We start from the raw sequence: 26,289 nt of genomic DNA on the forward strand, positions 1-26,289 counted from the left end.
GCGAGCGCCTCGCACGCACTGGCGTAGGCTGTCATGGTTGCCGTCGGCGCCAACTGCGCCGACCCCGGTTACATCCCCTCACCCCTGGGAGTACAGCTTTGCCTGGAGAGAACCTCACCCGAATCGAAGCGCAGGAGCGCCGCGATGTCATCGACACGCACTCCTATGAGGTCGCCCTCGATCTGACCAAGGGCGCCGAGGTGTTCGGCTCCCGCAGCGTCGTGCGTTTCTCCGCGACGCCCGACAGCTTCACCTTCATCGACCTGATCGCCCGCGACGTGCGCGAGATCTCGCTCAACGGAGAGCAGCTCGACCCGCAGGATGTGTTCGCGGACTCGCGGATCGCGCTGTCGGGGCTCCAGGCCGAGAACGTCCTGGTAGTCGACGCGGACTGCCTCTACACCAACACCGGCGAGGGTCTGCACCGCTTCGTGGACCCGGTCGACGGCGAGGTGTACCTCTACTCGCAGTTCGAGGTGCCCGATTCCCGCCGGGTCTTCGCGGTGTTCGAGCAGCCCGACCTCAAGGCCACGTTCCAGTTCACGGTCACGGCACCTGCGGCCTGGAAGGTCGTGTCGAACTCCCCCACTCCCGAGCCGATCGTGCACGACGACGAGGTCACGGCCACCTGGGGCTTCGAGCCGACGCCCCGCATCTCCTCGTACATCACTGCCCTCGTCGCGGGACCGTACGAGTCAACCTTCTCTGAGCTCACCAGCGCCTCCGGCCGCGTGATCCCGCTGGGTGTCTACGGCCGCAAGAGCCTGTGGCAGCACCTCGACGCCGACTACATCTTCGACAAGACCCGCGAGGGCTTCGCGTACTTCGAGGAGAAGTTCGGCGTCCCCTACCCGTTCGCGAAATACGACCAGCTCTTCGTGCCCGAGTTCAACGCGGGCGCCATGGAGAACGCAGGCGCCGTCACGTTCACCGAGACCTACGTCTTCCGCAGCAAGGTGACCGATGCGGTCCGCGAGCGGCGGGTCGTCACGATCCTGCACGAGCTCGCCCACATGTGGTTCGGCGACCTGGTCACGATGAAGTGGTGGAACGACCTCTGGCTCAACGAGTCGTTCGCGGAGTGGGCCTCCACCATCGCCACCGCCGAGGCCACCGAGTGGACCGAGGCGTGGACCACGTTCAACGCGATGGAGAAGACCTGGGCCTACCGTCAGGACCAGCTCCCCTCGACGCATCCGATCGTCGCCGAGATCAACGACCTGGAAGACGTCCAGGTGAACTTCGACGGCATCACCTACGCCAAGGGCGGCTCCGTCCTGAAGCAGCTTGCGGCCTGGGTCGGGATCGAGGCGTTCTTCGCCGGGGTGTCGCAGTACTTCCAGAAGCACTCGTGGGGCAACACCGAGCTCAGCGACCTGCTCTCCGAGCTCGAGGCCACCAGCGGCCGCGACCTGAGCACGTGGTCGAAGAAGTGGCTGGAGACGGCCGGCGTCAACACGCTCGAGCCCGTGGTGGCCGAGGGCGATGACGGCAAGATCTCCCGCTTCGCGATCACGCAGACGGCACCGGCCGACTACCCGACGATCCGCCCGCACCGTCTCGGCATCGGCTTCTACTCGCTGCAGGACGGCACGCTCACCCGCGTGCATCACATCGAGGTCGACGTCGACGGCGACCGCACCGAGGTGCCGGAGCTCCAGGGCCTCGCGCGTCCCGACCTCATCCTGCTGAACGACGACGACCTCGCCTACGCGAAGATCCGTCTCGACGAGAAGTCGCTGGCCACGGCGATCGCGCACCTCGCCGACATCCACGACCCGCTCGCGCGGTCGCTCGTGTGGGGCGCGGCGTGGGATCAGACGCGTGACGCGGAGACGGCCGCGTCGGACTACATCGACCTCGTGCTGGGCAACATCGGCCGCGAGACCGAGTCCACCACGGTGCGAACGACCCTCGCCCAGCTGCGCACGGCGGCCACGCTGTACGTGCGGCCGGAGGAGCGCGAGGCCGCGCGCCTCAAGGTCGCGGACGGTCTCTGGGCACTGGCGGAGGCCGCGGAGGCCGGCAGCGACAGCCAGCTCCAGTTCGTCACGGCGTTCGCGAACGCGCTGGTCACACCCGAGCACGCGGGCATCGTTGGGCGACTGCGGTCGGGCGAGGAATCGCTCCCCGGGCTCGAGATCGACGCCGACCTCAACTGGCAGTTGCTCGTCGGCCTGGCCACCATCGGTGCGACCGACGCGGCGACGATCGACGCGGCACTGGCGGCGGACAACACGGCCAAGGGCGCAGAGTTCGCGGCGCAGGCACGTGCCGCCCTGCCCGACGCCGCTTCGAAGCAGGCCGCATGGGCGTCGCTGATCGAGCGGGACGACGCTCCGAACACCATCGTCCGCTCGGCGGCTCTCGGTTTCGTCCACCCCGCGGGCACCGCTGTGCTCGGCGACTTCGTGCCGAAGTACTTCGACATGCTGCTGCCGGTCTGGGAGTCGCGCACGTACCAGATCGCCCAGTACCTCGTGGTCGGCCTGTTCCCGACCGCGCTCGCAGACATCGCCCTGCGCGATGCGACGCGCGGCTGGCTGTCGGCGCACCAGGATGCCCCGCCCGCGCTGCGGCGCCTCGTGCTGGAGAACCTGGCTGACGTCGAGCGCGCCCTCGCCGCACAGGCGCGCGACGCGGAGGACTGACCTTCCGCACCCCCGAACCGGGCCTCTGCCGCCGTGCTTCCAGCCGGGGCAGAGGCCCGCTCGGTAAACTCGTGGACGATGCTCATCCCCCTCGAGACCACCGAACCTCCCGCACCAACGCCTCTTCCCGACTGGGTGCAGGCGCTGCTCGCCACCCTCGGTCACATCGGCGGCAAGGTTCTCGTCGTCGCCATCATCATCGCGTCGTGCGTGCTGATCGCCCTCATCCTGCGCCGGGTGATCAAGCGCGTCGTGCACCGGATCGTGGACAGCGCCAAGAACAAGGCCTCCGTCGACGACACGCAGGCACTGGAACGCTCGCCGCTGGCCGACATGCGCCTGGTGCAACGCACCAGGACTCTCGGCACAATTCTGCAGAACATCGTGAACGTCATGCTGGTCGTGATCGCGATCGTGCTGATCGTCAATGCGATCGACAACAGTCTGCTCGGGTCGCTCACCCTGCTCACGGCGGCCGTCGGCGCCGGTCTGGGTTTCGGTGCGCAGAACATCGTCAAGGACGTCCTCAACGGCATCTTCCTGGTCGCGGAGGACCAGATCGGCATCGGCGACGTCGTCGACCTCGGACTCGCCAGCGGCGTGGTCGAGTACGTGAGCGTGCGCATCACCCAGGTGCGCGACGTCAACGGCACGCTCTGGTACGTGCGCAACGGTGAGGTCACCCGTATCGGCAACATGTCGCAGGGCTGGGCGCGGGCGATCGTCGATACCGGCGTCGCTGCGGATGCGGACCTGGAACAGGTCGAGCACATCATGCTCGAGACCGCGCAGGGGCTCGCGAAGGACCCCAAATGGCGGACGCGCGTGGTCGAGAAGCCCGAACTGTGGGGCCTGGAGTCCATCGACGGGGACGCCCTCGTCGTCCGCGTCGTCATCAAGACCCGCGCGAACGCGCGCGACGACGTCGCCCAGGAGCTGCGTCGCCGTCTGCGTGCCGCATTGCTCGAGAAGGAGATCGCCGTACCGCACATGTCCGACGTGGTGCCGACCGGGCTCGAGGGCGCCCGACGGGTGCGCGGCGCGAACCCGCCCAAGACGCGTCCGAATGCGGTCACCGGAGTCCCGGCCGTCCCGGAACGCGGCATCTGGCGCCGCAAGAAGCCGTCGACAGATGGGAGTGCCGAGCAGTGACGTTCTACGACGAGGTCGGCGGGCACGAGACGTTCCGGAAGATCGTGTCGGCCTTCTACCGCGAGGTGGCACTCGACCCGGTGCTCAAGCCGATGTACCCGGAGGAAGATCTGGGCCCGGCGGAGGATCGGCTGCGTCTCTTCCTGGAGCAGTACTGGGGCGGCCCGACGACCTACGGCGAGACCCGCGGTCACCCCCGGCTGAGGATGCGGCACATGCCGTTCCACATCGACCCGGACGCCCGTGATCGTTGGCTTCGTCACATGCGCACGGCCGTCGATGAAGCGCAGTTGTCTCCGCTGCACGAATCCACGCTGTGGGACTACCTCGAGCGCGCGGCCTATGCCATGGTGAACACATTCGAGCCGTCGGGCATCGGCGCCGAGCCGCACGGACGGCCCACGCTCGAGACCCGTACACGTCAGGAATCAACGGAGAACACATGACGACGATGCCCCCGACCACAGACGTCCTGGTGATCGGTTGGGGGCTGTCCGGGCTCGTGGCCGCGGCCGAGGCGCTCGACGCCGGGCGACGCGTCATCATCGTCGACCAGGAGCCACGCACGAACCTCGGCGGACAGGCGTGGTGGTCGTTCGGCGGACTGTTCTTCGTGGACTCCCCCGAGCAGCGCCGCTTCGGCATCAAGGATTCGCTCGAGCTCGCCACCCAGGACTGGTTCGGGAACGCCGGTTTCGATCGCCCCGAGGACGAGTGGCCGCGCCGGTGGGCAGAGGCGTACCTCCAGTTCGCCGCGGGAGAGAAACGCTCCTGGCTGCGCGGACTCGGCGTGGGCTTCTTCCCCGTGGTGGGCTGGGCGGAGCGCGGAGGCTATGGTGCGATCGGCCCGGGGAACTCCGTGCCGCGCTTCCACATCACCTGGGGCACGGGCCCGGGGATCGTGGCGCCGTTCGTCGCCGCCGTCGAGGAAGGCGAACGACGGGGGCGGCTGACGGTCCTCCCCCGACACCGCGTCGACGGGCTCATCGTGGCCGACGGTCGCGTCACCGGTGCACGCGGCTCGGTCCTCGCCTCGAGCGGGGCGGAGCGCGGTGCCCCGTCGTCACGGGAGGTGATCGGCGAGTTCGAGATCACCGCAACGGCGACCGTCGTCTCCTCCGGCGGCATCGGCGGCAATCACGAGCTGGTCCGGGCGGCCTGGCCCGAACGACTCGGCACCCCGCCGACGCACATGCTCTCGGGTGTTCCCGCATACGTCGACGGCTCGATGCAGGCCGTCGCCGCAGAGGCTGGAGCCCGGCTCATCAACGGCGATCGGATGTGGCACTACGTCGAGGGCATCACGAACTGGGACCCGGTGTGGCCCGCACACGGTATCCGCATCCTTCCCGGACCGTCCTCGCTCTGGCTCGACGCGACAGGAAAGCGCCTCCCGGTGCCGCTGTTCCCCGGGTTCGACACACTCGGCACGCTGGAACACCTGCGGCGTACGGGCCACGACCACTCGTGGTTCGTCACCTCCCGGCAGATCGTGGAGAAGGAGTTCGCGCTGTCCGGCAGCGAGCAGAACCCCGACCTCACCAGTAAAGATGTCGGCTTGCTGCTGCGGTCGCGGCTCGCGAAAGGACCGACCGGCCCCGTACAGGCGTTCCTCGACGAAGGCCCGGACTTCATCGTGGAGAACGACCTGGAGTCGCTGCTCGAGCAGATGCGCCGTCAGGACGGCGGGGAAACGCTCGACCTCGACACCGTGCGACGCGAAGTGCAGGCGCGCGACCGGGAGATCGACAACGAGTTCACGAAGGACGCACAGATCGGCATGCTTCGTTCGATGCGCGCCTACCGGGGCGACAAGCTCATCCGCACGGCCGCGCCTCACCGACTGCAAGACCCCTCGGCTGGACCACTCATCGCCGTGAAGCTTCATGTCCTCACGCGCAAGTCGCTCGGCGGCATCCAGACCGACCTCGACGGCCGGGCGCTAGACCCGCAGGGCCTGCCGATCCCAGGGTTGTTCGCCGCAGGTGAGGCCAGCGGGTTCGGCGGAGGCGGCGTTCACGGGTATCGGGCACTGGAGGGCACGTTCCTCGGTGGGTGCCTGTTCTCCGGGCGGCAGGCAGGCCGTGCGGCCGCGATAACGGGCTGAACCCGTTCCCGTTCAGCCCTGAGTGCCGGTCTCCCGCACGCCCGTGAGGCCCGTCGCGACGGGACCACGCGCCAGCACATGACCGCGGCGGAAGGCGAGCCGCGTCCAGCGGCCGGCGCGCGACACCGCGACGCCCTCCTCGCCAGAGATGAACCCCATGGCATCCGCGGCGAAGGCCATTCCGCGCGGCAGCCCATCGAGGTCGTCATCGGGTTCGCCCCAGATCGCCGCCCGCAACGAGCGGACCGCTTCCTCCCCTGAGCCGACGCCCGCGCCGCGCGCCACGGCGGAGATGCCCCACTGCGCTCGCTGTGCGATGACAGACGCGTCCAGAGAGGCCTCCACGACCCACCCCCGGCGTGGGGGCGACATGCCCGCCCAAGACGGCGAGAGGCCGGTGTCGGGAAACGCGAGACGCTCAGGCGACTCCGTCGGCGTGAGTCCCTCCACCACGACGTCGCACTCGAGCTCGGGATCGGCGTGGACGATGCGCATCGCCAGGATCGTCGGCGTCTGATCGAAGAGGGTCTGCGGGGAGAGCACCGCCGTGGTCAGCGCGAGGACGCCACCCGCGGCCTGGAGGCGGACGCCCGCATCGCCGACGCGGCCCGCCCGGCCCACGAACGTCAGGACATCCTTCGCCGTTTCGGGATCGGCGAGCGGGAGCGTATGCGGCACGCGTTCTAAACTACCAAGGTGCGGCGCCTGCGGTCGCGGAGAGGAACCCATGAGCGCGGACGACCACGCCAGACAGACCGTCGATCGACTCCTCGAGGTGCTCGACCTCGACGTCACCCAGGCGCGGACCACCGAGGACATCTTCACGGGCTCCTCGCACCCGATGCCGAGCGGACGCATCTACGGCGGCCAGGTGCTGGCACAGACGCTTCTGGCGGCCGAGCGCACGTTGCCGGAGGATCGTGCGGTCCACTCGATGCACGGCTACTTCCTGCGGCCCGGCGACGCGAGCCAGGGCATCACGATCGCCGTGGACCGCATCCACGACGGCCGCTCGTTCTCCACGCGCCGCACGCAGGCCTACCAGAACGGGGTGCCGATCTTCTCGATGATCGCGTCGTTCCAGGACGCGGATCCGGGAGTCGAGCACGCGGAGCCCATGCCCGAGGGCGTACCCGATCCGGAGACGCTCTCCCCCGACGAGGACCGCGTGCCGGGTCTCACCGGAGGCGCCCGCCGGATGCTGACCGATCGAGCGGCGGATATCCGCCACGTGGACTCACCGCTGTACCTTCCGAACGACGACGCCCGGCTACCGCGGCAGGCTGTGTGGATGCGGCTGCGGGCCCCGCTCTCCGACGATCAGCGGCTGCACCGCGCGGCATTGGCGTACCTGAGCGACATGACCATCCAGGAGTCCATTCTGCGGGCGCATGGAGTGTCCTGGGCCCACGAGGGCCTCAAGGTGGCGAGCCTCGACCACGCGATGTGGTGGCACCGGCCAGCGCGGGTCGACGAGTGGTTGCTCTACGCCCAGGAGTCCCCGAACGCGCGCGGCGGGCGAGGTCTGGCGACGGGGCGCATCTATACGCGCGACGGCTCGCTGGTGGCGAGCGTGGCACAGGAGATCATGATCCGGGTGCCTTCCGAGACACCCTGACCGGCCCCTCGATCCGCGACCCGGACGATCCTGCGGATCGGGTCAGCGGTGCGTGTACTCGATCGACGGTCCGACGTAGGGCTCCCAGGCCTCCCGCATCTCCGCCGTGAGCCGCGTCGGTCGGCCGGTGCCGGCATCGACGAGCACGATGATCGCGGTCGATCGCGCGTACAGCACGCGCGGCTCCGCGGTCGGATCGTTGTGCACTTCGTAGCACACCTCGACGCTCGACCCGCCGAGCTTGCCGAACCACATCTGCACCTCGAGCGGGCGGCGCTGGTAGGGCACCGGTGCGAGGTACTCGATCTCCTGCCGGGCGATCAGCGTCAGGATCCCCTCGTCGATGCCCGAGTCCAGCACCGCGGTCGAGGGCGCTTCTTCACCGGGACCCGCCCGCCAGAACGCGCGAACGCGTGCTTCCTCGAGCAGTTTGAGCATCGAGGTGTTGTTGACGTGGTTGAACGCATCCAGATCCCCCCAGCGGAGGTGGATCTGGATGTGCAGGCGGGTTCCCGGCGACGACGCGGTCATGGCTCAGTCGCGCGTGAGCTTGCGGTGGGTCGAGCGGTGCGGCTTGGCCGCATCGGGACCGAGGCGCTCGATCTTGTTCTGCTCGTAGGCCTCGAAGTTCCCCTCGAACCAGTACCACTGATCGGGCTTCTCGTCGGTGCCCTCGTACGCCAGGATGTGCGTCGCGATGCGGTCGAGGAACCACCGGTCGTGGGTGATGACGACGGCGCAGCCGGGGAACTCCAGCAGGGCGTTTTCGAGCGAGCTCAGGGTTTCGACATCGAGGTCGTTGGTCGGCTCGTCGAGGAGCAGCAGGTTGCCGCCTTCCTTCAGGGTGAGCGCGAGGTTCAGTCGGTTGCGCTCACCGCCCGACAGCACGCCGGCCTTCTTCTGCTGGTCCGGACCCTTGAAGCCGAACTTCGACACGTAGGCCCGCGAGGGGATCTCGGTCTTGCCGACGGTGATGAAGTCGAGCCCGTCCGACACGACCTCCCACAGCGTCTTGTTCGGGTCGATCGACGAACGCGACTGGTCGACGTAGCTGATCTTGACCGTCTCACCGATCTTGAGGTCACCGCCGTCGAGGGGCTCGAGACCGACGATCGTCTTGAACAGCGTGGTCTTGCCGACGCCGTTCGGGCCGATCACGCCGACGATGCCGTTCGGCGGCAGGCTGAAGCTGAGGCCGTCGATGAGCGACCGTCCGTCGAACCCCTTCTGCAGGTTCTTCGCCTCGATGACGACGTTGCCGAGTCGCGGACCGGCCGGAATCTGAATCTCCTCGAAGTCCAGCTTCCGCGTCCGCTCCGCCTCAGCAGCCATCTCCTCGTAACGAGCCAGACGCGCCTTCGACTTCGTCTGACGGCCCTTGGCGCTGGAGCGGACCCACTCCAGTTCGTCCTTGAGTCGCTTGGCGAGCTTCGCGTCCTTCTTGCCCTGGATGTCGAGACGCTCGGCTTTCTTCTCCAGGTACGTCGAGTAGTTGCCCTCGTAGCCGATCAGCCGGCCGCGGTCGACCTCCGCGATCCACTCGGCGACGTGGTCGAGGAAGTACCGGTCGTGGGTGATCGCGATGACCGCGCCCTTGTACGACTGCAGGTGCTGCTCGAGCCAGAGCACGCTCTCCGCGTCGAGGTGGTTGGTCGGCTCGTCGAGCAGCAGCAGGTCGGGCTTCTGGAGAAGGAGCTTGGCGAGGGCCACGCGACGCTTCTCACCTCCGGACAGGGGTGCGATCGCCGCGTCCCCCGGAGGGGTCCGCAGCGCATCCATGGCCTGCTCCAGCTGCGAGTCGAGGTCCCAGCCGTCGGCCGCGTCGATCTCCTCCTGCAGCGTGCCCATCTCGGCCAGCAGCGCGTCGAAGTCGGCATCGGGGTCGGCCATCAGCGCCGAGATCTCGTTGAAACGGTCCAGCTTCGCCTTGATCGCGATGCCGTCCTGGATGTTCTCCAGCACCGTCTTGGACTCGTCCAGCTCCGGCTCCTGCATCAGGATCCCGACGGAGTATCCGGGCGAGAGCTTCGCCTCTCCGTTCGACGGTGTATCGAGACCCGCCATGATCTTGAGGATCGTCGACTTACCGGCCCCGTTCGGGCCGACCATGCCGATCTTCGCTCCGGGAAGGAACGCCATCGTGACGTCGTCGAGGATGAGCTTCTCGCCCACTGCCTTGCGCGCACGCACCATCGAGTAGATGTACTCAGCCACCGAAAACCGCTCCTTCTGTTGGCGTCGAAGATCGACACTCCAGCCTACCGGCCGATAGCAGCACCGTTCGTGACCGAGGGCTCACCAGTCGATCGGGCGGGTCATACCCACCAGGCAGCGCCCTTCGGCGAGCTGCGGCATGACCGTGGTCACAGCCTGCCCGGTCGACGGACCGACCTGTCCGACCAGACAGAAGTCGTCGCCCCAGCGCACCGAGAACTGCAGGCTCTCGACCGGGTTTCCCACGGTCGTCGTGTCGGGAGTGACCTGCATCGCGCCGCGATCAAAACCCGCCGCCACAAGGGCGTCGATGTACGCACGACCCTCCGCTCGCTGCTCCGATCCCCATACGCTCTCGACGACGGCGCGGAAGAGCGGCAGGTTCTCCTCCGCCGTCCCCTCCGGTTTCAGACTCGGTGCCGACGTCTGCGATGCCGCTGGCGTGGGGGACGACGTGACCGGCGAATCAAGGCTGCTCCCCGGGCCTGCCGCACAACCGGCGAAGAGGACCAGCGCCGCACCGCTGCCCGCGAGGAGGCGCGCGATCCGGGCGGGGGACGGGGCGGTTCGGAGCACGAGCAGAGTCTACGTCGCCGCACCCGCCCCCGCGCGCTGGGGCGAACGCTAGTGCCGGATGGCCTCCCCGCCGCCCACTCCGCCGTGCCCCGCGCGATCCGACCGCTGAACTGGATCCGCCGGGGTGCCGGCACCGATAAGAGCAGCACACGCGCTGTCACCATCGGGGTTGGACTCCAGGGAGTCGTCGAGGCCCCAGAGATCGCGCAGCACGTCGCCGGCCTCGGCCAGCCCGGACGGTCCTCCCCGCGGGGCATCCTCGTCGGCAGGCGCCTGATCCTCGGCGTCCTTCGTCTCGACCTCCTTCGATCGGCGAGGCGTCGGACGGAAGGCGGTGGTCCCCCAGCGCAGATCATGCCCGATCGCATCGGCCTCGATATCGGCGCTCGTACCGTGCTTCCCGTTGCTCTCCCAGCTGCGGATTCGCAGACGCCCCGTGACGACGACGCTGTCGCCCGCCCGCAGGGAGGAGCCAGCGTTCTGCCCGAGTTGACGGAAGGCGGCGACCGAGAACCAGTTCGTCTCGGCGTCGACCCAGGCCTGCGTCGCCGCGTCGAAGCGGCGGTGCGTACTGGCCAGGCGGAAGTTCGTCACCGGCACGCCTGCCCCTGTGCTCCCCGGATGGGGGTCGGTCGCGACTCGGCCCACCACGGTGATCGTCTCTGTCATTGTGCTCTCCCTTACTGCCGGAACCGCTCCGGCTGTCTCCACCCTGAGGTGCGGGATGACCCGGCACGGTCCGCTTCAGCGCTCGCTGGGGACCGGTGCACACGTCGCCAGAATTGTGGAGGAAGGGCCCGGTCAGAGGGGGTTCCGCAACACGACGCGAATGTCGGTGGCCGGTTCTACCGTTGAGCCAGGAAGGGAGAAATCGATGTCTGAACGGAAGACCGCGGCGGCCCCCGAGGTGCCCTTCGCCGCACCTCGGCTCTCGTCGGAGAAGGAGCACCTGGTTCGGGCCGCCGATCACCTGTGGCGCGTGCAGGACACCCGCGAGCACGTCCTCGGCCACCTGCGGATCGTCCCCGACCCTCTGGGGATTCGCTATCGAGCGGAGCGCCTGCACCTCGCGACCGGTCGTTTCCGCCTGATCGGCGAATTCTGGCGAGCGGATGACGCGGTGGCCGCGCTTCGCCACTGCTGAGGCGAGAACTGTGCCGATCTCACGCGCCCCCGGCAGGATTCGAACCTGCGACCAAGAGATTAGAAGGCTCCTGCTCTATCCCCTGAGCTACGGAGGCGGACAGTCCTACCGTACCGCGGTCAGGCGGACGATGTCGGTGCCCTCGATAGGATGACGACATGGTAGCTGCCTCCGAGAACGATCGCCTGGTCTGGATCGACTGCGAGATGACGGGCCTTGATCTCTCCGTGGATGAGCTCGTCGAGATCGCGGTCGTGGTCACGGACTTCGAGCTCCGCCCCCTTGATCCGGGGTTCCAGATCGTGATCAGGCCCAGCGACGAGGCGCTGTCCCACATGAACGACTTCGTCACGAAGATGCACGAGACGTCGGGGCTCATCAACGAGATCCCCGGCGGCGTGTCCCTGGAGGAGGCGGAGGAGCAGACCCTCGCCTACATCAGGCGCTTCGTTCCGCTGGAACGCAGGGCGCCTCTCGCGGGCAACACCATCGGCACCGACCGCATGTTCCTCGCCAAGTACATGCCGCAGGTCGACCAGTGGCTGCACTACCGCAACGTCGACGTGTCGAGCATCAAGGAGCTTTCGCGGCGCTGGTACCCCCGCGTGTTCTTCCAGGCGCCCGTGAAGGACGGCGGGCACCGTGCTCTCGCCGACATTCTCGAGTCCATCCGCGAACTCCGTTACTACCGGCAGGCCGTGTTCGTCGACGAACCAGGACCGTCGAGCGACGACGCCAAGGAGATCGCGACGCGTACGGTGTCGGAGTTCACCCCGAACATGTAATAGACTCGTAGGGTTGCCCGCTCAGGTGGGCGCATGGTGGGTATAGCTCAGCTGGTAGAGCGCCTGGTTGTGGTCCAGGAGGTCGCGGGTTCAAGCCCCGTTACTCACCCGGAGAGAAGAAGCCCGGTTCCGTGGAACCGGGCTTCTTCCACGTCATGGCGCGGATCGTCGATGCCTCGCGGCCCTAGACTTGAGCCGTGTCACTGGCGGTCTGGTTCTCCCTTCTCACCGCGTCGGTGGTGATCAGTTTCACGCCGGGCGCCGGCGCGATCAACACGATGTCGAACTCGCTGTCCCACGGCTGGAAACGGTCGATCTGGGGCATCATCGGGCAGCAGATCGCCCTGATCGTTCACGTCGTGATCGTCGCTGCGGGCGTCGGCCTTCTCGTGTCCCGGTCCGAAGTCCTGTTCAACGTGATCCGGTACGCGGGTGCCGCCTACCTCGTTTTCCTCGGCCTCCGCCTTCTGTTGAGCCGCCCCACGGTTCCCCTCGACGACGCGCCGATCCCGGCGCCACCGCAGGAGAGCCGCTGGTCGATGATGCGTCGTGGTTTCTGGGTCAACCTCCTCAATCCCAAAGCGATCGTCTTCTTCCTCGCGTTCATCCCGCAGTTCGTCCGACTCGACCAACCGCAGCTGCCGCAGTACCTCGCGCTGATCGCAACCGTGGTCGTCGTGGACGTGCTGGTGATGTGGGGCTTCTTCGCCGTGGCGGCGCGGCCCTTCCGTCGCCTGACCGCCTCGCCGCGTGGCCAGCGGATCCTCAATGGCGTCTTCGGCGGCCTGTTCATCGTCGTCGCGGCACTGCTCGTCCTGCTGCACTGACCGGCAGCCCGCGATGGCCCCTAGGCTGGTGGGGATGGACATGGACGCCGGCGCTTTCGAATCCCTCGTGATCGAGGAACTGGATCTGCTGCCTGACGACATGGTGGAACACCTCGACAACGTCGTATTCGTCGTCGAAGATCGCCCCGAAGACGGCAGCCTCGACCTGCTCGGCCTCTACGACGGCCTCGCGCTGACCGAGCGGACGCAGTACGGGATGGGCGAGCTTCCCGACCGGATCATCCTCTATCGCGAACCCCATCTTGCGCAGTGCGAGACGCTCGACGAGCTCCGCGACGAGATCCACACGACGCTGGTGCACGAGATCGCGCACTTTCACGGCATCGACGACGCGCAACTGCACGAACTGGGATGGGCATGACCATGAGCACCGCACTTCCCGACCTCGACGAGAGCACGGACCTCACCGCCGCGCCCCTCGAGCCGTGGCAGGTCGTCGTCTGGAACGATCCGGTGAACCTCATGAGCTACGTGGTGCGCGTCTTCCGCACGTACTTCGGCTACACCGAGGAGCACGCGACCGCGCTCATGCTGGCCGTGCACAACGACGGGCACGCGATCGTCGCCACCGGCCCACGCGAGACCATGGAAGTGCACGCGCAGGCGATGCACGACTACGGCCTGTGGGCGACCGTGCGGAAGGCGTTCGCGTGACCGCGCCCGTCGTCCTCACCGTCGCCGCCATCGAAGGCGCACAACTCGCGCGGATCGTGGACGACTTCCTCGCGCTCCTCGCAGAGGCCGATCCGGGCGACCCCGCGATCACTCGCCTCACCCCCACCCCCTACCCGGACGACGACGACGCGTCCGCCGAGTTCGCCGCAGCCACGCACGACGATCTGATCGATCGGCGACTCCTCGACGCGCGTACCATGCGCGCGGGCCTGTCCGCGTTCGACCCGGAGTCCACGCTGACAGCGGACCAGGCACGCGAGCCACGCGAGGTCACGATCCGTCGAACCGACGTCGACGCCTGGCTCCGCACCCTCACGGCGATCCGCCTGGTGATCGCGACGCGACTCGGTATCACAGTGGAGGAGCCGAGCGCCGACGGCGAGGGAATGGCCGTCTACGACTGGCTCGGCTACCGCCTGGAGCTGTTGATCGAAGCAGCCGACGACGTCGGCGCCTGACACCCGAAGCGCGCGGTCACGGCACCGTGATGATCCGCGTCGCCAGAGCCCGGGGATCGTGACGGAGGCGATGTTGCCGCTCCTGCTCGGCCCAGCGGTCCCAGTGCGGGCGGTAGGTATCTCCATCCCGCGCGAGCGCCCGCGCCTTCCGGGACTCCTCTCCCGCCTCCACCCAGATGCGCACATCGGCGAGGTCGGCCGTGGCCGGGCGGAGTATGCCGCTGCCCTCCACGATCACCCCGAGCGACGGGTCGACCGCATGGCTCTCCGCCTCGGCGTTCTGCTCCCAGTCCCATCGGCGCCACGAACCGAGCACACCACGACCGTGAGGCCGGAGGATCCCGTCGACCGCTCGTTCCACACCGGATTCGAGCCCATCCCACCCCGGGTACAGCGAATCCAGCGCGATCACCTGCACCCGGCCGGCCAACGGCCACGCACGGGCGAGCAGTTCTGCGAGAGAGGTCTTCCCCGCTCCACTACCACCGTCGATGATGACCATCGGGTTCGCGGCCGCGAGGTCGCGGATGTCGCGGGAGATCAGTGCCGCTGCACCACGAAGCGCTGCCCCGACCGGGTCTTCACTTCTTGAGGGCACGGATGATGCGCGTGAGAGCGCGACCGGTGACCCACACGAAGGGCACCGCAACCACGAGCAGCGTCACGATGTTCGGCTCGAACCGCAGCCCCTCCTCGCGACGCACGTAGACGCCGACAGGGATGGACACGCCGCCTCCGCCGCCGCCCTCCGCGCCGTCACCGCTGCCTCCGCCGAAACCGGAGTACGTGAACGCGACAGGCGTCACGCTCACGCCGTCGACGTCCTGCGGCTCTCCATAGGCGCTCTTCACGCCGAAAGACGCGACCTGCTTCCCGAGTTCCAGTGCAATATTCGGCATGATCCCACGGTAGCCGACCGGGCCGTCGCGCGCGCCCCTCAATCCACGCCGTGGTCTTTCGGATGTCGCGCAGCCCCGCGCCCCTCGCCGCGCCCGATGTGGCGCGCGCGGCTGATCGTCGCCGTGCCGAAGCGTGCGATGGCCTCGTCCACCGCCCCCTCCACGCGGCGCCAGTCCTCGTCGTCATCCCACAGCGCGAGCGCAGATCCGCCCGCCGGTTGCAGGCGCTCCCCGCGCACACCGACCAGCCGGATGGGGTCACGCCGATCGATCGACTCGAACAGGCTCTGCGCTGCTTCGCCGATGCGCTGGCTCACCGCCGTCGGCTCGCTCAGCGTCTGAGACCGGGTGAGCGTGCGGAAATCGGCGAAGCGGATCTTGATCGCCACGGTCGATGTCTCCCATCCCGCTCGGCGCAGGCGCGCACCCACACGATCGGCCAGGCGCAGCAGCTCGGCGCGCAGAAAGACCCGATCGTCGATGTCGACGTCGAAGGTCTCCTCGTGACCGACGCTCTTCTCCACGCGCTCGGTGTCCACCGCTCGCGCGTCGCGGCCCCAGGAGAGCTCAGCGAGCCGGGCGCTCAGGGCAGGGCCGACGGCGCGGTCGAGCATGTCCGACGAGGTCGTCCGGATGTCGCCGATCGTCCGGATCCCGCGTGCCTCCAAGGCCTCGGCCGCCTTCGGGCCGACGCCCCAGAGCGCACGCACCGAACGTGGAGCGAGGAAGTCGAGGGTCTCGGGCGCCGACACCACGAGCATGCCGTCGGGTTTCGCGATCGTCGACGCCATCTTCGCCACGTGCTTCGTCTCTGCCACCCCGACGCTGCAGGTGATACCGACCTCCGCGAGCACTCGCTCCCGGATCTGTGCCGCGATCGCGGCCGGGCTCCCCCACAGACGCCGCACGCCCTGCACGTCCAGGAACGCCTCGTCGACGGACAAGGGCTCCACGAGAGGCGTGAACGACTCGAAGATCGCCATCACCTGCCGAGAGACCGCCTGATAGCGGTGGAAATGCGGCGGCACCACGCGCGCCGTCGGGCACAGGCGCAGCGCCTGAGACACAGGCATCGCGGACCGCACGCCGTAGCGCCGCGCCTCATACGACGCGCTGGAGACGACCGAACGTCCGTCCGGCGAGCCGATGATGAGCGGCAGGCCCCGCAGGCTCGGATCGTCGAGCACCTCCACCGCGGCATAGAACGCGTCCATGTCGACGTGCAGGATGCGGGTCCCCGTGTCATCGGCGTCGGCCGAGGACACCATGCGCCCCCTGCCGTCACCGTGTCCCATGCACCCATTCTCTCCCGGGCCGCCGACACGCGGCCCGGGAGAGGCCGCTACTCTGCAGCGCGCTCGAGAATGAGTTCGCGGACCCGTGCGGCGTCCGCCTGACCCTTCATCGCCTTCATGACGGCACCGATGATCGCACCGGCCGCCTGCACCTTGCCGTCCTGGATCTTCGCCATCACGTCGGGCTGCGCCGCGAGGGCCTCGTCGATCGCCGCGATGAGCGCACCATCGTCGGACACGACCGCCAGACCGCGGGCGTCGACCACCTCTTGCGGCGTACCCTCCCCTGCGATCACGCCCTCGAGCACCTGACGCGCCAGCTTGTCGGTGAGGGTGCCCTCGTCGACCAGCTTCTGCAGTGCCGCGACGTTCTCCGGACTGATCAGCTCCGCGGCGTCCTTCTCCTGCGCGTTCGCCAGGCGACTGATCTCGCCGGTCCACCACTTGCGCGCCGTGGCCGGGGTGGCGCCCGCGGCGATCGTCGCCTCCACGACCTCGAGGAGGCCGCCGTTGCGCACGTCCTGGAACTCGAGCGGGGTGAAGCCCCACTCCGCCATCAGCCGACGACGACGAGCCACGGGCTGCTCCGGCAGCGCCGCGCGCAGCTCCTCGATCAGCTCCGCTGCGGGCTGCACCGGAAGGAGATCGGGTTCGGGGAAGTAGCGATAGTCGTCCGCGTCGGACTTCGGACGGCCGGGCGACGTGGTGCCGGTGTCCTCATGCCAATGACGGGTCTCCTGGATGATCGTGCCACCGTCGGCCAGGATCTGCGCCTGACGCTGGATCTCGTACCGAACGGCACGTTCGACGGAACGCATCGAGTTGACGTTCTTCGTCTCGGTGCGCGTGCCGAGCTTCTCCTGGCCGCGCGGACGCAGGGACACGTTCGCGTCGCACCGAAGGTTGCCGCGTTCGAGACGGGCCTCCGAGATTCCCAGACCGCGCACGATGTCACGGATCGCGGCGACATACGCCTTCGCCACCTCGGGTGCACGATGCTCCGTTCCGAAGATCGTCTTCGTGACGATCTCGACCAGCGGCACGCCCGCGCGGTTGTAGTCGACCAGCGAGTACTCGGCGCCCTGGATGCGCCCGGTCGAGCCACCCATGTGCGTGAGCTTGCCCGCGTCCTCTTCCATGTGCGCCCGCTCGATCGGGATCGTCACGATCGTGCCGTCCTCGAGCTCGACCTCGACCGAGCCCTCGAACGCGATCGGCTCGTCGTACTGCGAGATCTGGTAGTTCTTGCCGAGGTCGGGGTAGAAGTAGTTCTTCCTGGCGAAGCGGCTCGACTCCGCGATCGAGCAGCCCAGCGCGAGACCGAGGCTGATCGACGAACGCACGGCCGTCTCGTTCACGACCGGCAGCGAGCCGGGCAGCCCCAGATCGACCGGGGCGATGAGCGTGTTGGGCTCAGCCGCGTGGTACGCCTCGTTCGCGGGGTTGGGTGCGTCGGAGAACATCTTGGTGTTGGTGTTGAGCTCGACGTGGACCTCGAACCCGAGGACGGGCTCGAACAGCTCGAGGGCCTTGTCGAAGTCCATCAGCTTGGCTGCGGCGGCCATCAGCGGTTCCCTCCTGCGAGCTCGGGTGCACGGGTGAGGAGCGGCGCTCCCCACGAATCGACGAGAAGCGTCTCCAGTGCGGCGCCCACGCGGTACAGACGCGCGTCCTCCCTCGCCGGGGCCAGGAACTGGATGCCGACGGGCAGACCGTCGTCGTCGGACAGGCCGCTCGGGATCGAGATGCCGGGGACACCTGCGAGGTTCGCCGGAATCGTGGTGATGTCGTTGAGGTACATCTGCAGCGGGTCGTCGATCTTCTCGCCGAGCTTGAACGCCGTGGTCGGCGCGGACGGCGTGGCGATCACGTCGACCGATCCGAAGGCCGCGGCGAAGTCCTGCTGGATCAGCGTGCGGACCTTCTGCGCGCTGCCGTAGTACGCGTCGTAGTACCCGGCCGACAGCGCGTACGTGCCGAGGATGATGCGCCGCTTGACCTCGTCCCCGAAGCCGGCGTCGCGCGTGGCGGACATCACGTCCTCGACGGTCGGGTTGCCGTCGGGCGTCACACGCAGTCCGAAGCGCACCGAGTCGAACTTCGCGAGGTTGCTCGAGGCCTCCGCCGGGAGGATCAGGTAGTACGCCGCCACGCCGTACTCGAAGTGCGGGGCGTCGATCTCCACGATCTCCGCTCCCTGTGCCTCCAGGAGCGCCAGCGCGCTGCGGAACGAGGCCGCCACCCCGGGCTGGAAACCGCTGTCGGGGAGCTCGCGGATCACGCCGACGCGCAAGCCCTTCAGCCCGTCGCCACGCGCACCCTGACGAGCGGCCTCGGCGAACGACGGCCACCGCTCGTCGAGCGAGGTGGAGTCCTTCGGGTCGTGCCCGCCGATCGCGTCGTGCAGCAGTCCGGCGTCGAGCACCGTGCGGGTGACGGGGCCGACCTGGTCGAGGCTCGACGCGAGGGCGATCGCGCCATAGCGGCTGACACCGCCGTACGTGGGCTTGACGCCGACCGTTCCGGTCACGTGCGCGGGCTGACGGATCGAGCCGCCCGTGTCGGAGCCCAGTGCCAGTGGGGCCTCGAACGCCGCGACTGCCGCGGCCGAACCACCGCCCGAGCCGCCCGGGATGCGGTCGAGATCCCACGGGTTGCGCGTCGGGCCGTACGCGGAGTGCTCGGTGGACGAACCCATCGCGAACTCGTCCATGTTGGTCTTGCCGAGAGGAACGAGGCCCGCCGCGCGCGAGCGTGCCACGACGGTCGCGTCGTAGGGCGAACGGTACCCCTCGAGGATGCGCGAACCGCTCGTGGTCGGCTGGTCGGTCGTGACGAGCACGTCCTTGATCGCGAGCGGGACACCTGCGATCGGACCGAGTTCCTCCCCCGCCGCACGGCGGGCGTCGACGTCGGCAGCCGCAGCAAGCGCGTGCTCGTTGACGTGGAGGAACGCGTGCACGTCCCCGTCGACCGCGGCGATGCGGTCGAGGTGCGCCTGTGTGGCCTCGACACTGGAGACCTCGCGCGCGGCGAGCTTGTCGGCGAGCTCCGCCGCGGTCAGCCGGATGATGTCGCTCACTGCTCTTCTCCCAGGATCGCGGTCACCCGGAAACGGCCGTCCGCGGCGTCCGGGGCGTTCTGCAGCACCTGCTCGTGCGTGAGCGTCTGCCCGACGACGTCGGGACGGAACACGTTGCTCAGCGGAATCGGATGGCTCGTGGCGACGACATCGGCCGTGGCCACCTCCGACACCTTGGCGATGTTGTCGACGATGGCATCGAGCTGGCCCGTGAGCCGCGTCACCTCGTCGTCGTTCAGCTGGATGCGCGCGAGCACGCCGAGATGGCGCACAAGATCAGGGGTGATTTCAGACACGCCCCCAGTCTAGTTGGGGTGCCGTCGCCCGCTCGGTCCGCCGCGGCCCGCCTAAGCTGGGCGCGTGAGCACGTTCCAGCCTCCTCGCCCGTGGACCGCCAGCTACGCAGACGGCGTCCCGGAGGATCTCGCCCCCGTCACCGGCTCTCTCGTCGACATCGTCGCGGCGTCCGCACGCGACTACCCCGACGCTCCCGCGCTCCAGTTCTTCGGGCGGGAGACCACCTATGCGCAGCTGCAGGACGCGATCGACCGCGCGGCCGCCGGTCTCCGCGACCTCGGTGTGCGCGCCGGCGATCCCGTCGCGATCGTGCTGCCCAACTGCCCGCAGCACATCGTCGCGTTCTACGCGGTGCTGCGCCTCGGCGCGGTCGTCGTCGAGCACAACCCGCTGTACACCCCGCGCGAGCTGCGCAAGCAGTTCGAGGATCATGGCGCCAAGCACGCGATCGTCTGGAACAAGGTCGTCGCCACGGTGCAGGACTTCCCCGCCGACCTCGCGGTCACGAACCTCGTCTCCGTGGATGTGACCCGCGCGATGCCCGCGCTCACCCGCTTCGCCCTGCGGCTGCCGGTCGCGAAGGCGCGCGAGTCCAGGGCCGCGCTGACCGAGCGGGTCCGCGGCACCGTGGTGTGGGAGTCGCTCGTGGCGTCCGACCCGCTCCCCGCGTCGCACCCTCGACCGGGCACAGACGACCTCGCGATCATCCAGTACACGTCGGGCACCACCGGCACGCCGAAGGGGGCGGCGCTGACGCACCGCAACCTGCTCGCGAACGCGGCGCAGGCGAGGGCATGGGTGCCGTCGATCCAGCGCGGCAAGGGCTGCGTGGTCTACGCCGTGCTGCCGATGTTCCACGCCTACGGGCTGACGCTGTGCCTCACGTTCGCGATGTCGATGGGCGCGCGACTCGTGCTGTTCCCCAAGTTCGACCCGGATCTCGTGCTCGACGTCATCAAGAAGCACCCCGCGACCTTCCTCCCGCTCGTGCCACCGATCGCCGACCGGCTGCTCGCGGCGGCACAGGCCAAGGGGGTCTCTCTGGACGGCATCGAGGTCGCGATCTCCGGCGCGATGGCGCTGCCGCACGAGTTGGTCGTGCCTTTCGAGGCCGCCACGCACGGCTACCTGGTCGAGGGCTACGGCCTGAGCGAGTGCTCGCCGGTGCTGATGGCGAACCCCGTGGCGGACAACCGCGTGCCCGGCACGGTCGGCCTTCCGCTGCCCGGCACCGAATGCCGCGTCGTCGATCCCGAGAACCCGACGCAGGACGTGCCGGCAGGCTCGGCGGGCGAGCTGGTGGTCCGCGGCCCGCAGGTGTTCGGCGGCTACTACGGGAAGCCGGAGGAGACCGAGGCCGTGTTCGTCGACGGCTGGTATCGGACGGGAGACATCGTCACGATCGACGAGGCCGGGTTCGTGCGCATCGTCGACCGCATCAAGGAACTGATCATCACGGGCGGCTTCAACGTCGCCCCCACCGAGGTCGAGAACGCGCTGCGCCAGCACCCCGCGGTGGCGGACGCCGCCGTCGTCGGCCTGCCGAGCGAGCACTCCGGCGAGGAGGTCGTAGCCGCGATCGTCATCGACGGCGGCGCCGACGTGGACGTGGAGGCCATCCGGGCCTACGCCCGCAGCATCCTCACGCCCTATAAGGTGCCGCGTCGGGTTTTCGTGGTGGACGAGCTGCCGAAGTCGCTGATCGGCAAGGTGCTGCGGCGCCAGGTCAAGGAGAAGCTGCTCGCGCTCACCACCGGCGCCTGAGAGCGGGCACCGGCACGCACGACGGCGGCGCGCTACCCTTGGGAAGTGACCCCTGAAGACGCAGTGCCGACCGACGCCCCCGACGAGTCCCCCGCAACCCCCGGATTCGAGGAGCTCGGCATCACCGGGCCCGTCCTCAAGGCCATCCGGGACCTCGGCTACGAGACCCCCTCCCCGATCCAGGCCGCGACCATCCCGACCCTGCTGTCCGGGCGTGACGTCGTCGGCATGGCGCAGACCGGCACCGGCAAGACCGCGGCCTTCGCCCTCCCCGTGCTGGAACGCCTCGACACCGCGCAGAAGACTCCGCAGGCGCTCGTGCTCGCCCCCACGCGCGAGCTTGCGCTGCAGGTCTGCGAGGCGTTCGAGTCGTACGCCTCACGCATGAAGGGCGTCCACGTGCTGCCCGTCTACGGAGGCCAGGGCTACGGCGTGCAGCTGTCGGCACTGCGCCGCGGCGTGCACGTGGTCGTCGGCACCCCGGGCCGCATCATGGACCACCTCGCGAAGGGCACGCTCGACCTCTCTGAGCTGCAGTACCTCGTGCTCGACGAGGCGGACGAGATGCTGAAGATGGGCTTCGCGGAGGACGTCGAGCAGATTCTCGCGCAGACGCCGGAGGAGAAGCAGGTCGCGCTGTTCTCGGCCACGATGCCCGCGCAGATCCGCCGCCTCGCGCAGCAGTACCTCCGTGACCCGGAGGAGATCACGGTCAAGTCGAAGACCGCGACCAACACGAACATCACCCAGCGGTACCTCGTCGTCTCCTACGCGCAGAAGGTCGACGCCCTCACCCGCATCCTCGAGGTGGAGAACTTCGACGGCATGATCGTGTTCGTCCGCACCAAGAACGAGACCGAGACGCTCGCCGAGAAGCTCCGCGCCCGCGGGTACTCCGCCGCCGCCATCAACGGCGACGTACCGCAGGTGCAGCGCGAACGCAGCGTCAACCAGCTCAAGGACGGCAAGCTCGACATCCTCGTCGCCACCGACGTCGCCGCGCGCGGACTCGACGTGGAGCGCATCAGCCACGTCATCAACTTCGATATCCCGACCGACACCGAGTCGTACGTGCACCGCATCGGACGCACAGGCCGGGCCGGACGCACGGGCGACGCGATCAGCTTCATCACCCCGCGCGAGCGTTACCTGCTCAAGCACATCGAGAAGGCCACGCGTCAGACCCCGACCCAGATGCAGCTGCCGACCACCGAAGACGTCAACACGACGCGCCTCGCCCGTTTCGACGACGCCATCACCACCGCGCTGTCCGAGACCGCCCGCATCGACGCGTTCCGCGACATCATCGACCACTACGTTCGTCACCACGACGTGCCGGAGAGCGACGTGGCTGCGGCTCTCGCCGTGGTCGCCCAGGGTGACAGGCCGCTCCTGCTCGACCCCGCCGACGACCCCCTCGCGAAAGCCGTCGCCGCCGACAACCGCCCGCCGCGCGAGCGTCCGACGCGGGACACGCGCGAGACACGCGAGCCGCGGGAGCGCCGCGGGCGCGGCGACTACGCCGCCTACCGCATCGAGGTCGGACGACGCCACCGCGTGGAGCCCCGGCAGATCGTCGGCGCGCTCGCGAACGAGGGCGGCCTCGGCCGTGACGACTTCGGTGCCATCAACATCCGGCCCGACTTCTCGATCGTCGAGCTCCCGGCGAACCTCGACCCCGCCGTGCTCAAGAAGCTTCGCGACACCCGCATCTCCGGGCGGCTCATCGAGATCACGCCCGACCGTGGCCCTGGCGCACGTCGGGGCGCACCGCGCGACCGTGGGAACGACGACGCCGGTCGCGGTTACCGGGGCGACCGTCGGGACCGCGACGACCGCAGCAGCCGTGGCCCGCGCGAGGACAAGCCGTTCCGGAAGCCCCGCCACAAGAACTGATCATGCGCATCGACCGCGCCGGCCGCGGAGACGTCGCCGGACTCGCCCTGCTCAAGTGGCGAGATGTTCCGGATGAGCTGACGACGGGACGGTCGTTCGACGACTTCGCGGCCGAGCTCGCCGCCTGGTGGGACGCTCACGACACGACGCACAGCGCGTTCGTGGCGAGGGCCGACGACGGCGAGCTCGTCGGCGTCGCGTGGGTCGCGATCCTCCCCCGCGTACCGCGCCCCGGCGCCGCGCACCGGGTCTCCGCGGACCTGCAGAGCGTGTTCGTGCTGCCGGAGCACCGAGGCGACGGTATCGGCACGGCGCTGGTCGCCGCGGCATGCGCGCACGCGGTGTCGCTCGGCGCCGGGCGCGTCACCGTGCACTCGAGCGAACAGGCCGTGCCGCTCTACCGCGGGCTCGGTTTCGCGGACTCGCCACGTCTGCTGCAGTTCCTCCCACCCACGGACACCTGAGCCGCAGGCGGCCGGTTCATCCGAGGGCGTCGGGGCCCTCGGTCACCAGGACGTGGAACTGCGCCGCGTCGAGGATGCGGATTCCCAGCTCCTCGGCCTTCGCGAGCTTGGAGCCGGCGCCCGGGCCCGCCGCGACGAAGTCCGTCTTCTTGGACACACTCGAGGCCGCCTTGCCGCCCGCCTTGATGATCGCCTCCTGCGCGCCCTCGCGCGTGTATCCGTCGAGCGAGCCGGTCGCGACGACCGTGAGCCCGTCGAGCACTCCTCCCTCCGCGACGGCGGCCCCCGGACCGGGGTGACCCGGCGTCGCCCACTGGACGCCCGCCTCACTCCAGCGGCGCACGATCTCCTGGTGCCAGTCGACCTCGAACCATGCGAGCAGAGAGTCGGCGATGATCCCGCCCACACCCTCGACCGCGGCGAGCTCCTCTCGCGAGGCCGCGCGGATCGCGTCGAGCGAGCCGAACCACTGCGCCAGGGCCCGGGCCGCCACCGGCCCCACGTGACGGATGTTCAGCGCGACGAGAAGCCGCCAGAGGTCTTTCGTCTTCGCCTTCTCGAGCTCGGCGAGGAGCGTGAGTGCCTGCGACGACGGCTGCGGGCCCTCCCGACCCGCCTTCTTCTCGGCCGCCGTGGGATTGCGGCGGAACGGCGCCCGCGTCTTCACGAGCCCGTCGTCGTCTTCGCGCGGCAGTCCGGTCTCCGCGTCGCGCACCACGACCTCGATCGGGACGAGCTGGTCGAGGGTCAGAGCGAACAGCCCGGCCTCGGTCTCCAGCGGAGGGACAGCCGGCGAAGTCGGCTGCGTGAGAGCTGCGGCCGTTACCTCGCCCAGCGCCTCCACGTCGAGCGCCCCACGCGAGCCGATGTGCTCCACGCGGCCCCGGACCTGCGCCGGACACGAGCGCGCATTCGGGCACCGCAGGTCGATATCGCCCTCCTTCATGGGACGCAGCGGCGTTCCGCACTCCGGGCAGTTCGCGGGCATCACGAACTCGCGCTCCGAGCCGTCGCGCTTCTCCACCACCGGCCCGAGCACCTCCGGGATCACGTCTCCGGCCTTGCGCAGCACCACGGTGTCGCCGATCAGCACGCCCTTGGCCTTCACGACGTCCTTGTTGTGCAGTGTCGCCTGTCGCACGACCGATCCGGCGACATGAGCGGGCGCCATCACCGCGAACGGTGTCGCACGACCCGTGCGGCCCACCGACACCACGATGTCGAGGAGCTTCGTCTGCACCTCCTCGGGCGGATACTTGTAGGCGATCGCCCACCGAGGCGCCCGGCTCGTCGCACCGAGTTCGTCGTGCAGCTCCAGCTCATCGACCTTCACCACGATGCCGTCGAGCTCGTGCTCGATGTCGTGCCGGTGCTCACCGAAGTACTCCACGAACTCGACCACGTCATCGATGCTGTGGCACACCCGCGTGTGCGGGCTGGTCGGCAGGCCCCATTCGGCCAACAGTTCGTACACCTGGCTCTGCGCGGCCACCGGCGGGTTCGTCCACGCGCCGATGCCGTGCACGTACAGCGCGAGCGACTCGATCCGCAGCAGCCCCGCTTCCAGTTCGAGACCGTCCTTCTTGTCGATCTGCTGGCGAAGACCCCCGCTCGCGGCGTTGCGCGGATTCGCGAACGCCGGGAAACGCCGAGCGGCCGCCGTGCGGGCCTTCTCCTCGTCGAAGGGCTTCTTGACCCCACCGCGGGCCTCCCACCGGGCGAGCGCGTCGGCGTAGGCCCGCTCGCGGAAGGCCGCCTGCGCGGCGTTGAGCCGTTCGAACGCGGCCACCGGGATGAACACCTCGCCGCGCACCTCGACGATCGGCGGATGCCCTTCCCCCTTCAGCCGCTGAGGGATCTCGGGCAGGCGGAGTGCGTTCTCCGTCACGATCTCTCCGACTCGGCCGTCACCGCGCGTGGCGGCCGAGGTGAGCACGCCGTTCTCGTAGCGCAGGTTGATCGCCAGACCGTCGATCTTGAGCTCCGTGAGCCAGTCGACGTCGCGACCGGCTGCCGCACGGGTCTTGGCTGCCCACTCGCGCAGCTCGTCGACCGAGAACACGTTGTCGAGGCTGAGCATGCGTTCGGCGTGCTCGATCGTGGCGAGGCCGGTGACCTCCGCTGCTCCGACCATCTGCGTCGGCGAGTCCTGGCCCTGGAGTTCGGGGTGCAGACGCTCGAGCTCCTCGAGCCGCCGCATCCAGCCGTCGTAGGTCGCGTCGTCGACGAGAGAGGTATCGCGTCCGTAATAGGCGTCCTTCGCCTCGAGGATGCGGGTCGTCAGCTCCTCGGCCTCGATGCGAGCGTCTTCCAGTGAGATGTTCTCCGCCACCTCGCCAGTCTAGGAGCGGCCACCGACATCCG

At 68.9% G+C, this 26,289-nt stretch carries 26 protein-coding genes and 2 tRNA genes; 15 read left to right on the forward strand and 13 right to left on the reverse strand.

The window, feature by feature from the left end:
* The first annotated feature begins 98 nt into the window (after window positions 1–98).
* The 4 genes from pepN (at window position 99) to KE274_RS12740 (ending at window position 5,910) form a co-directional block, all read left to right on the forward strand.
* Window positions 99–2,651, forward strand: a complete 2,553-nt coding sequence (gene pepN / locus KE274_RS12725; protein WP_211544280.1) for an aminopeptidase N — start codon at window positions 99–101, stop codon at window positions 2,649–2,651.
* Between the two features lie 78 nt (window positions 2,652–2,729).
* On the forward strand, window positions 2,730–3,803 hold the full coding sequence (locus tag KE274_RS12730; RefSeq protein ID WP_211544282.1) for a mechanosensitive ion channel family protein: 1,074 nt from the start codon (window positions 2,730–2,732) through the stop codon (window positions 3,801–3,803).
* The gene (locus KE274_RS12735; protein WP_249186425.1) at window positions 3,758–4,249 is read left to right on the forward strand and encodes a globin; all 492 of its coding nucleotides are present in this window, start codon (window positions 3,758–3,760) and stop codon (window positions 4,247–4,249) included. Before KE274_RS12730 ends, KE274_RS12735 begins: the two co-directional genes overlap by 46 nt.
* Window positions 4,246–5,910: an FAD-binding dehydrogenase gene (locus KE274_RS12740; RefSeq protein WP_211544286.1), complete on the forward strand. Its 1,665-nt coding sequence runs from the start codon at window positions 4,246–4,248 to the stop codon at window positions 5,908–5,910. Before KE274_RS12735 ends, KE274_RS12740 begins: the two co-directional genes overlap by 4 nt.
* 12 nt (window positions 5,911–5,922) lie before the next feature.
* Here KE274_RS12740 and KE274_RS12745 read toward each other — a convergent pair whose 3' ends face one another.
* The gene (locus KE274_RS12745; protein WP_211544288.1) at window positions 5,923–6,588 is read right to left on the reverse strand and encodes a hypothetical protein; all 666 of its coding nucleotides are present in this window, start codon (window positions 6,586–6,588) and stop codon (window positions 5,923–5,925) included.
* A gap of 49 nt (window positions 6,589–6,637) precedes the next feature.
* Here KE274_RS12745 and KE274_RS12750 point away from each other — a divergent pair, with 49 nt between their 5' ends.
* Entirely contained in the window at window positions 6,638–7,528 is an 891-nt protein-coding gene (locus KE274_RS12750; RefSeq protein ID WP_211544290.1) for an acyl-CoA thioesterase, read from the forward strand.
* A 42-nt stretch (window positions 7,529–7,570) separates the two neighbouring features.
* Here the strand turns inward: KE274_RS12750 and KE274_RS12755 are convergent, their stop codons facing one another.
* The 4 genes from KE274_RS12755 to KE274_RS16580 form a co-directional block, all read right to left on the reverse strand.
* Complete coding sequence (locus tag KE274_RS12755) at window positions 7,571–8,059, reverse strand: acyl-CoA thioesterase (RefSeq protein WP_211544292.1); 489 nt, start codon at window positions 8,057–8,059, stop codon at window positions 7,571–7,573.
* A gap of 3 nt (window positions 8,060–8,062) precedes the next feature.
* Window positions 8,063–9,742, reverse strand: a complete 1,680-nt coding sequence (gene ettA / locus KE274_RS12760) for an energy-dependent translational throttle protein EttA (protein ID WP_211544294.1) — start codon at window positions 9,740–9,742, stop codon at window positions 8,063–8,065.
* 81 nt (window positions 9,743–9,823) lie between these two features.
* A complete protein-coding gene (locus KE274_RS12765) occupies window positions 9,824–10,318 on the reverse strand; it encodes a DUF6993 domain-containing protein (protein ID WP_211544296.1) in 495 nt (164 codons plus the stop codon).
* Between the two features lie 48 nt (window positions 10,319–10,366).
* On the reverse strand, window positions 10,367–10,987 hold the full coding sequence (locus KE274_RS16580; RefSeq protein ID WP_249186316.1) for a single-stranded DNA-binding protein: 621 nt from the start codon (window positions 10,985–10,987) through the stop codon (window positions 10,367–10,369).
* A gap of 205 nt (window positions 10,988–11,192) precedes the next feature.
* On the opposite strand from KE274_RS16580, the gene KE274_RS12775 reads away from it, so the two are divergent.
* Window positions 11,193–11,462 (forward strand): hypothetical protein, encoded by a 270-nt coding sequence (locus tag KE274_RS12775; protein WP_211544298.1) that lies wholly within the window; start codon window positions 11,193–11,195, stop codon window positions 11,460–11,462.
* Window positions 11,463–11,486: 24 nt separating this feature from the next.
* Here KE274_RS12775 and KE274_RS12780 read toward each other — a convergent pair.
* Window positions 11,487–11,559: transfer RNA gene (locus KE274_RS12780), tRNA-Arg, on the reverse strand.
* Between the two features lie 61 nt (window positions 11,560–11,620).
* On the opposite strand from KE274_RS12780, the gene orn reads away from it, so the two are divergent.
* The 6 genes from orn to KE274_RS12810 all read left to right on the forward strand — a co-directional run bounded on the left by orn (window position 11,621) and on the right by KE274_RS12810 (window position 14,228).
* Entirely contained in the window at window positions 11,621–12,247 is a 627-nt protein-coding gene (gene orn, locus KE274_RS12785) for an oligoribonuclease (RefSeq protein ID WP_211544300.1), read from the forward strand.
* A gap of 36 nt (window positions 12,248–12,283) precedes the next feature.
* Window positions 12,284–12,356, forward strand: a tRNA-His gene (locus KE274_RS12790).
* 88 nt (window positions 12,357–12,444) lie between these two features.
* Window positions 12,445–13,074: a LysE family transporter gene (locus tag KE274_RS12795; RefSeq protein ID WP_211544302.1), complete on the forward strand. Its 630-nt coding sequence runs from the start codon at window positions 12,445–12,447 to the stop codon at window positions 13,072–13,074.
* A gap of 34 nt (window positions 13,075–13,108) precedes the next feature.
* Window positions 13,109–13,456, forward strand: coding sequence for a metallopeptidase family protein (locus KE274_RS12800; RefSeq protein ID WP_211544304.1), 348 nt, complete (start codon window positions 13,109–13,111; stop codon window positions 13,454–13,456).
* Window positions 13,453–13,749 carry an ATP-dependent Clp protease adapter ClpS gene (gene clpS / locus KE274_RS12805; protein ID WP_211544306.1) on the forward strand — a complete coding sequence of 99 codons (297 nt, stop codon included), beginning with the start codon at window positions 13,453–13,455 and terminating at the stop codon, window positions 13,747–13,749. The genes KE274_RS12800 and clpS overlap by 4 nt, the downstream gene beginning before the upstream one ends.
* Window positions 13,746–14,228: a DUF2017 family protein gene (locus KE274_RS12810; protein WP_211544308.1), complete on the forward strand. Its 483-nt coding sequence runs from the start codon at window positions 13,746–13,748 to the stop codon at window positions 14,226–14,228. The genes clpS and KE274_RS12810 overlap by 4 nt, the downstream gene beginning before the upstream one ends.
* Window positions 14,229–14,244: 16 nt before the next feature.
* Here KE274_RS12810 and KE274_RS12815 read toward each other — a convergent pair whose 3' ends face one another.
* Genes KE274_RS12815 through gatC form a run of 6 tightly spaced genes read right to left on the reverse strand, consistent with a single transcriptional unit; the run spans window position 14,245 to window position 19,800 of the window.
* Complete coding sequence (locus KE274_RS12815) at window positions 14,245–14,826, reverse strand: hypothetical protein (protein WP_211544310.1); 582 nt, start codon at window positions 14,824–14,826, stop codon at window positions 14,245–14,247.
* The gene (locus KE274_RS12820) at window positions 14,810–15,127 is read right to left on the reverse strand and encodes a hypothetical protein (protein ID WP_136031854.1); all 318 of its coding nucleotides are present in this window, start codon (window positions 15,125–15,127) and stop codon (window positions 14,810–14,812) included. Before KE274_RS12820 ends, KE274_RS12815 begins: the two co-directional genes overlap by 17 nt.
* Window positions 15,128–15,165: 38 nt before the next feature.
* Window positions 15,166–16,422, reverse strand: coding sequence for a DNA polymerase IV (gene dinB, locus KE274_RS12825; protein ID WP_211544312.1), 1,257 nt, complete (start codon window positions 16,420–16,422; stop codon window positions 15,166–15,168).
* 47 nt (window positions 16,423–16,469) lie between these two features.
* Window positions 16,470–17,987 (reverse strand): Asp-tRNA(Asn)/Glu-tRNA(Gln) amidotransferase subunit GatB, encoded by a 1,518-nt coding sequence (gene gatB, locus KE274_RS12830; protein ID WP_211544314.1) that lies wholly within the window; start codon window positions 17,985–17,987, stop codon window positions 16,470–16,472.
* Entirely contained in the window at window positions 17,987–19,504 is a 1,518-nt protein-coding gene (gatA, locus tag KE274_RS12835; protein WP_211544316.1) for an Asp-tRNA(Asn)/Glu-tRNA(Gln) amidotransferase subunit GatA, read from the reverse strand. The genes gatB and gatA overlap by 1 nt, the downstream gene beginning before the upstream one ends.
* Window positions 19,501–19,800 (reverse strand): Asp-tRNA(Asn)/Glu-tRNA(Gln) amidotransferase subunit GatC, encoded by a 300-nt coding sequence (gene gatC, locus KE274_RS12840; protein ID WP_211544318.1) that lies wholly within the window; start codon window positions 19,798–19,800, stop codon window positions 19,501–19,503. Before gatC ends, gatA begins: the two co-directional genes overlap by 4 nt.
* Before the next feature lie 64 nt (window positions 19,801–19,864).
* On the opposite strand from gatC, the gene KE274_RS12845 reads away from it, so the two are divergent.
* The 3 genes from KE274_RS12845 (at window position 19,865) to KE274_RS12855 (ending at window position 23,925) form a co-directional block, all read left to right on the forward strand.
* Entirely contained in the window at window positions 19,865–21,565 is a 1,701-nt protein-coding gene (locus tag KE274_RS12845; protein WP_211544320.1) for a long-chain-fatty-acid--CoA ligase, read from the forward strand.
* A gap of 63 nt (window positions 21,566–21,628) precedes the next feature.
* The gene (locus KE274_RS12850; protein WP_211544961.1) at window positions 21,629–23,461 is read left to right on the forward strand and encodes a DEAD/DEAH box helicase; all 1,833 of its coding nucleotides are present in this window, start codon (window positions 21,629–21,631) and stop codon (window positions 23,459–23,461) included.
* A gap of 2 nt (window positions 23,462–23,463) precedes the next feature.
* Entirely contained in the window at window positions 23,464–23,925 is a 462-nt protein-coding gene (locus KE274_RS12855) for a GNAT family N-acetyltransferase (protein WP_211544322.1), read from the forward strand.
* 16 nt (window positions 23,926–23,941) lie between these two features.
* Here the strand turns inward: KE274_RS12855 and ligA are convergent, their stop codons facing one another.
* Window positions 23,942–26,257: an NAD-dependent DNA ligase LigA gene (gene ligA / locus KE274_RS12860; protein WP_211544325.1), complete on the reverse strand. Its 2,316-nt coding sequence runs from the start codon at window positions 26,255–26,257 to the stop codon at window positions 23,942–23,944.
* Between the last annotated feature and the right edge of the window lie 32 nt (window positions 26,258–26,289).

Source organism: Microbacterium paraoxydans (genome assembly GCF_018224615.1).
GTDB lineage: Bacteria > Actinomycetota > Actinomycetes > Actinomycetales > Microbacteriaceae > Microbacterium > Microbacterium paraoxydans_B.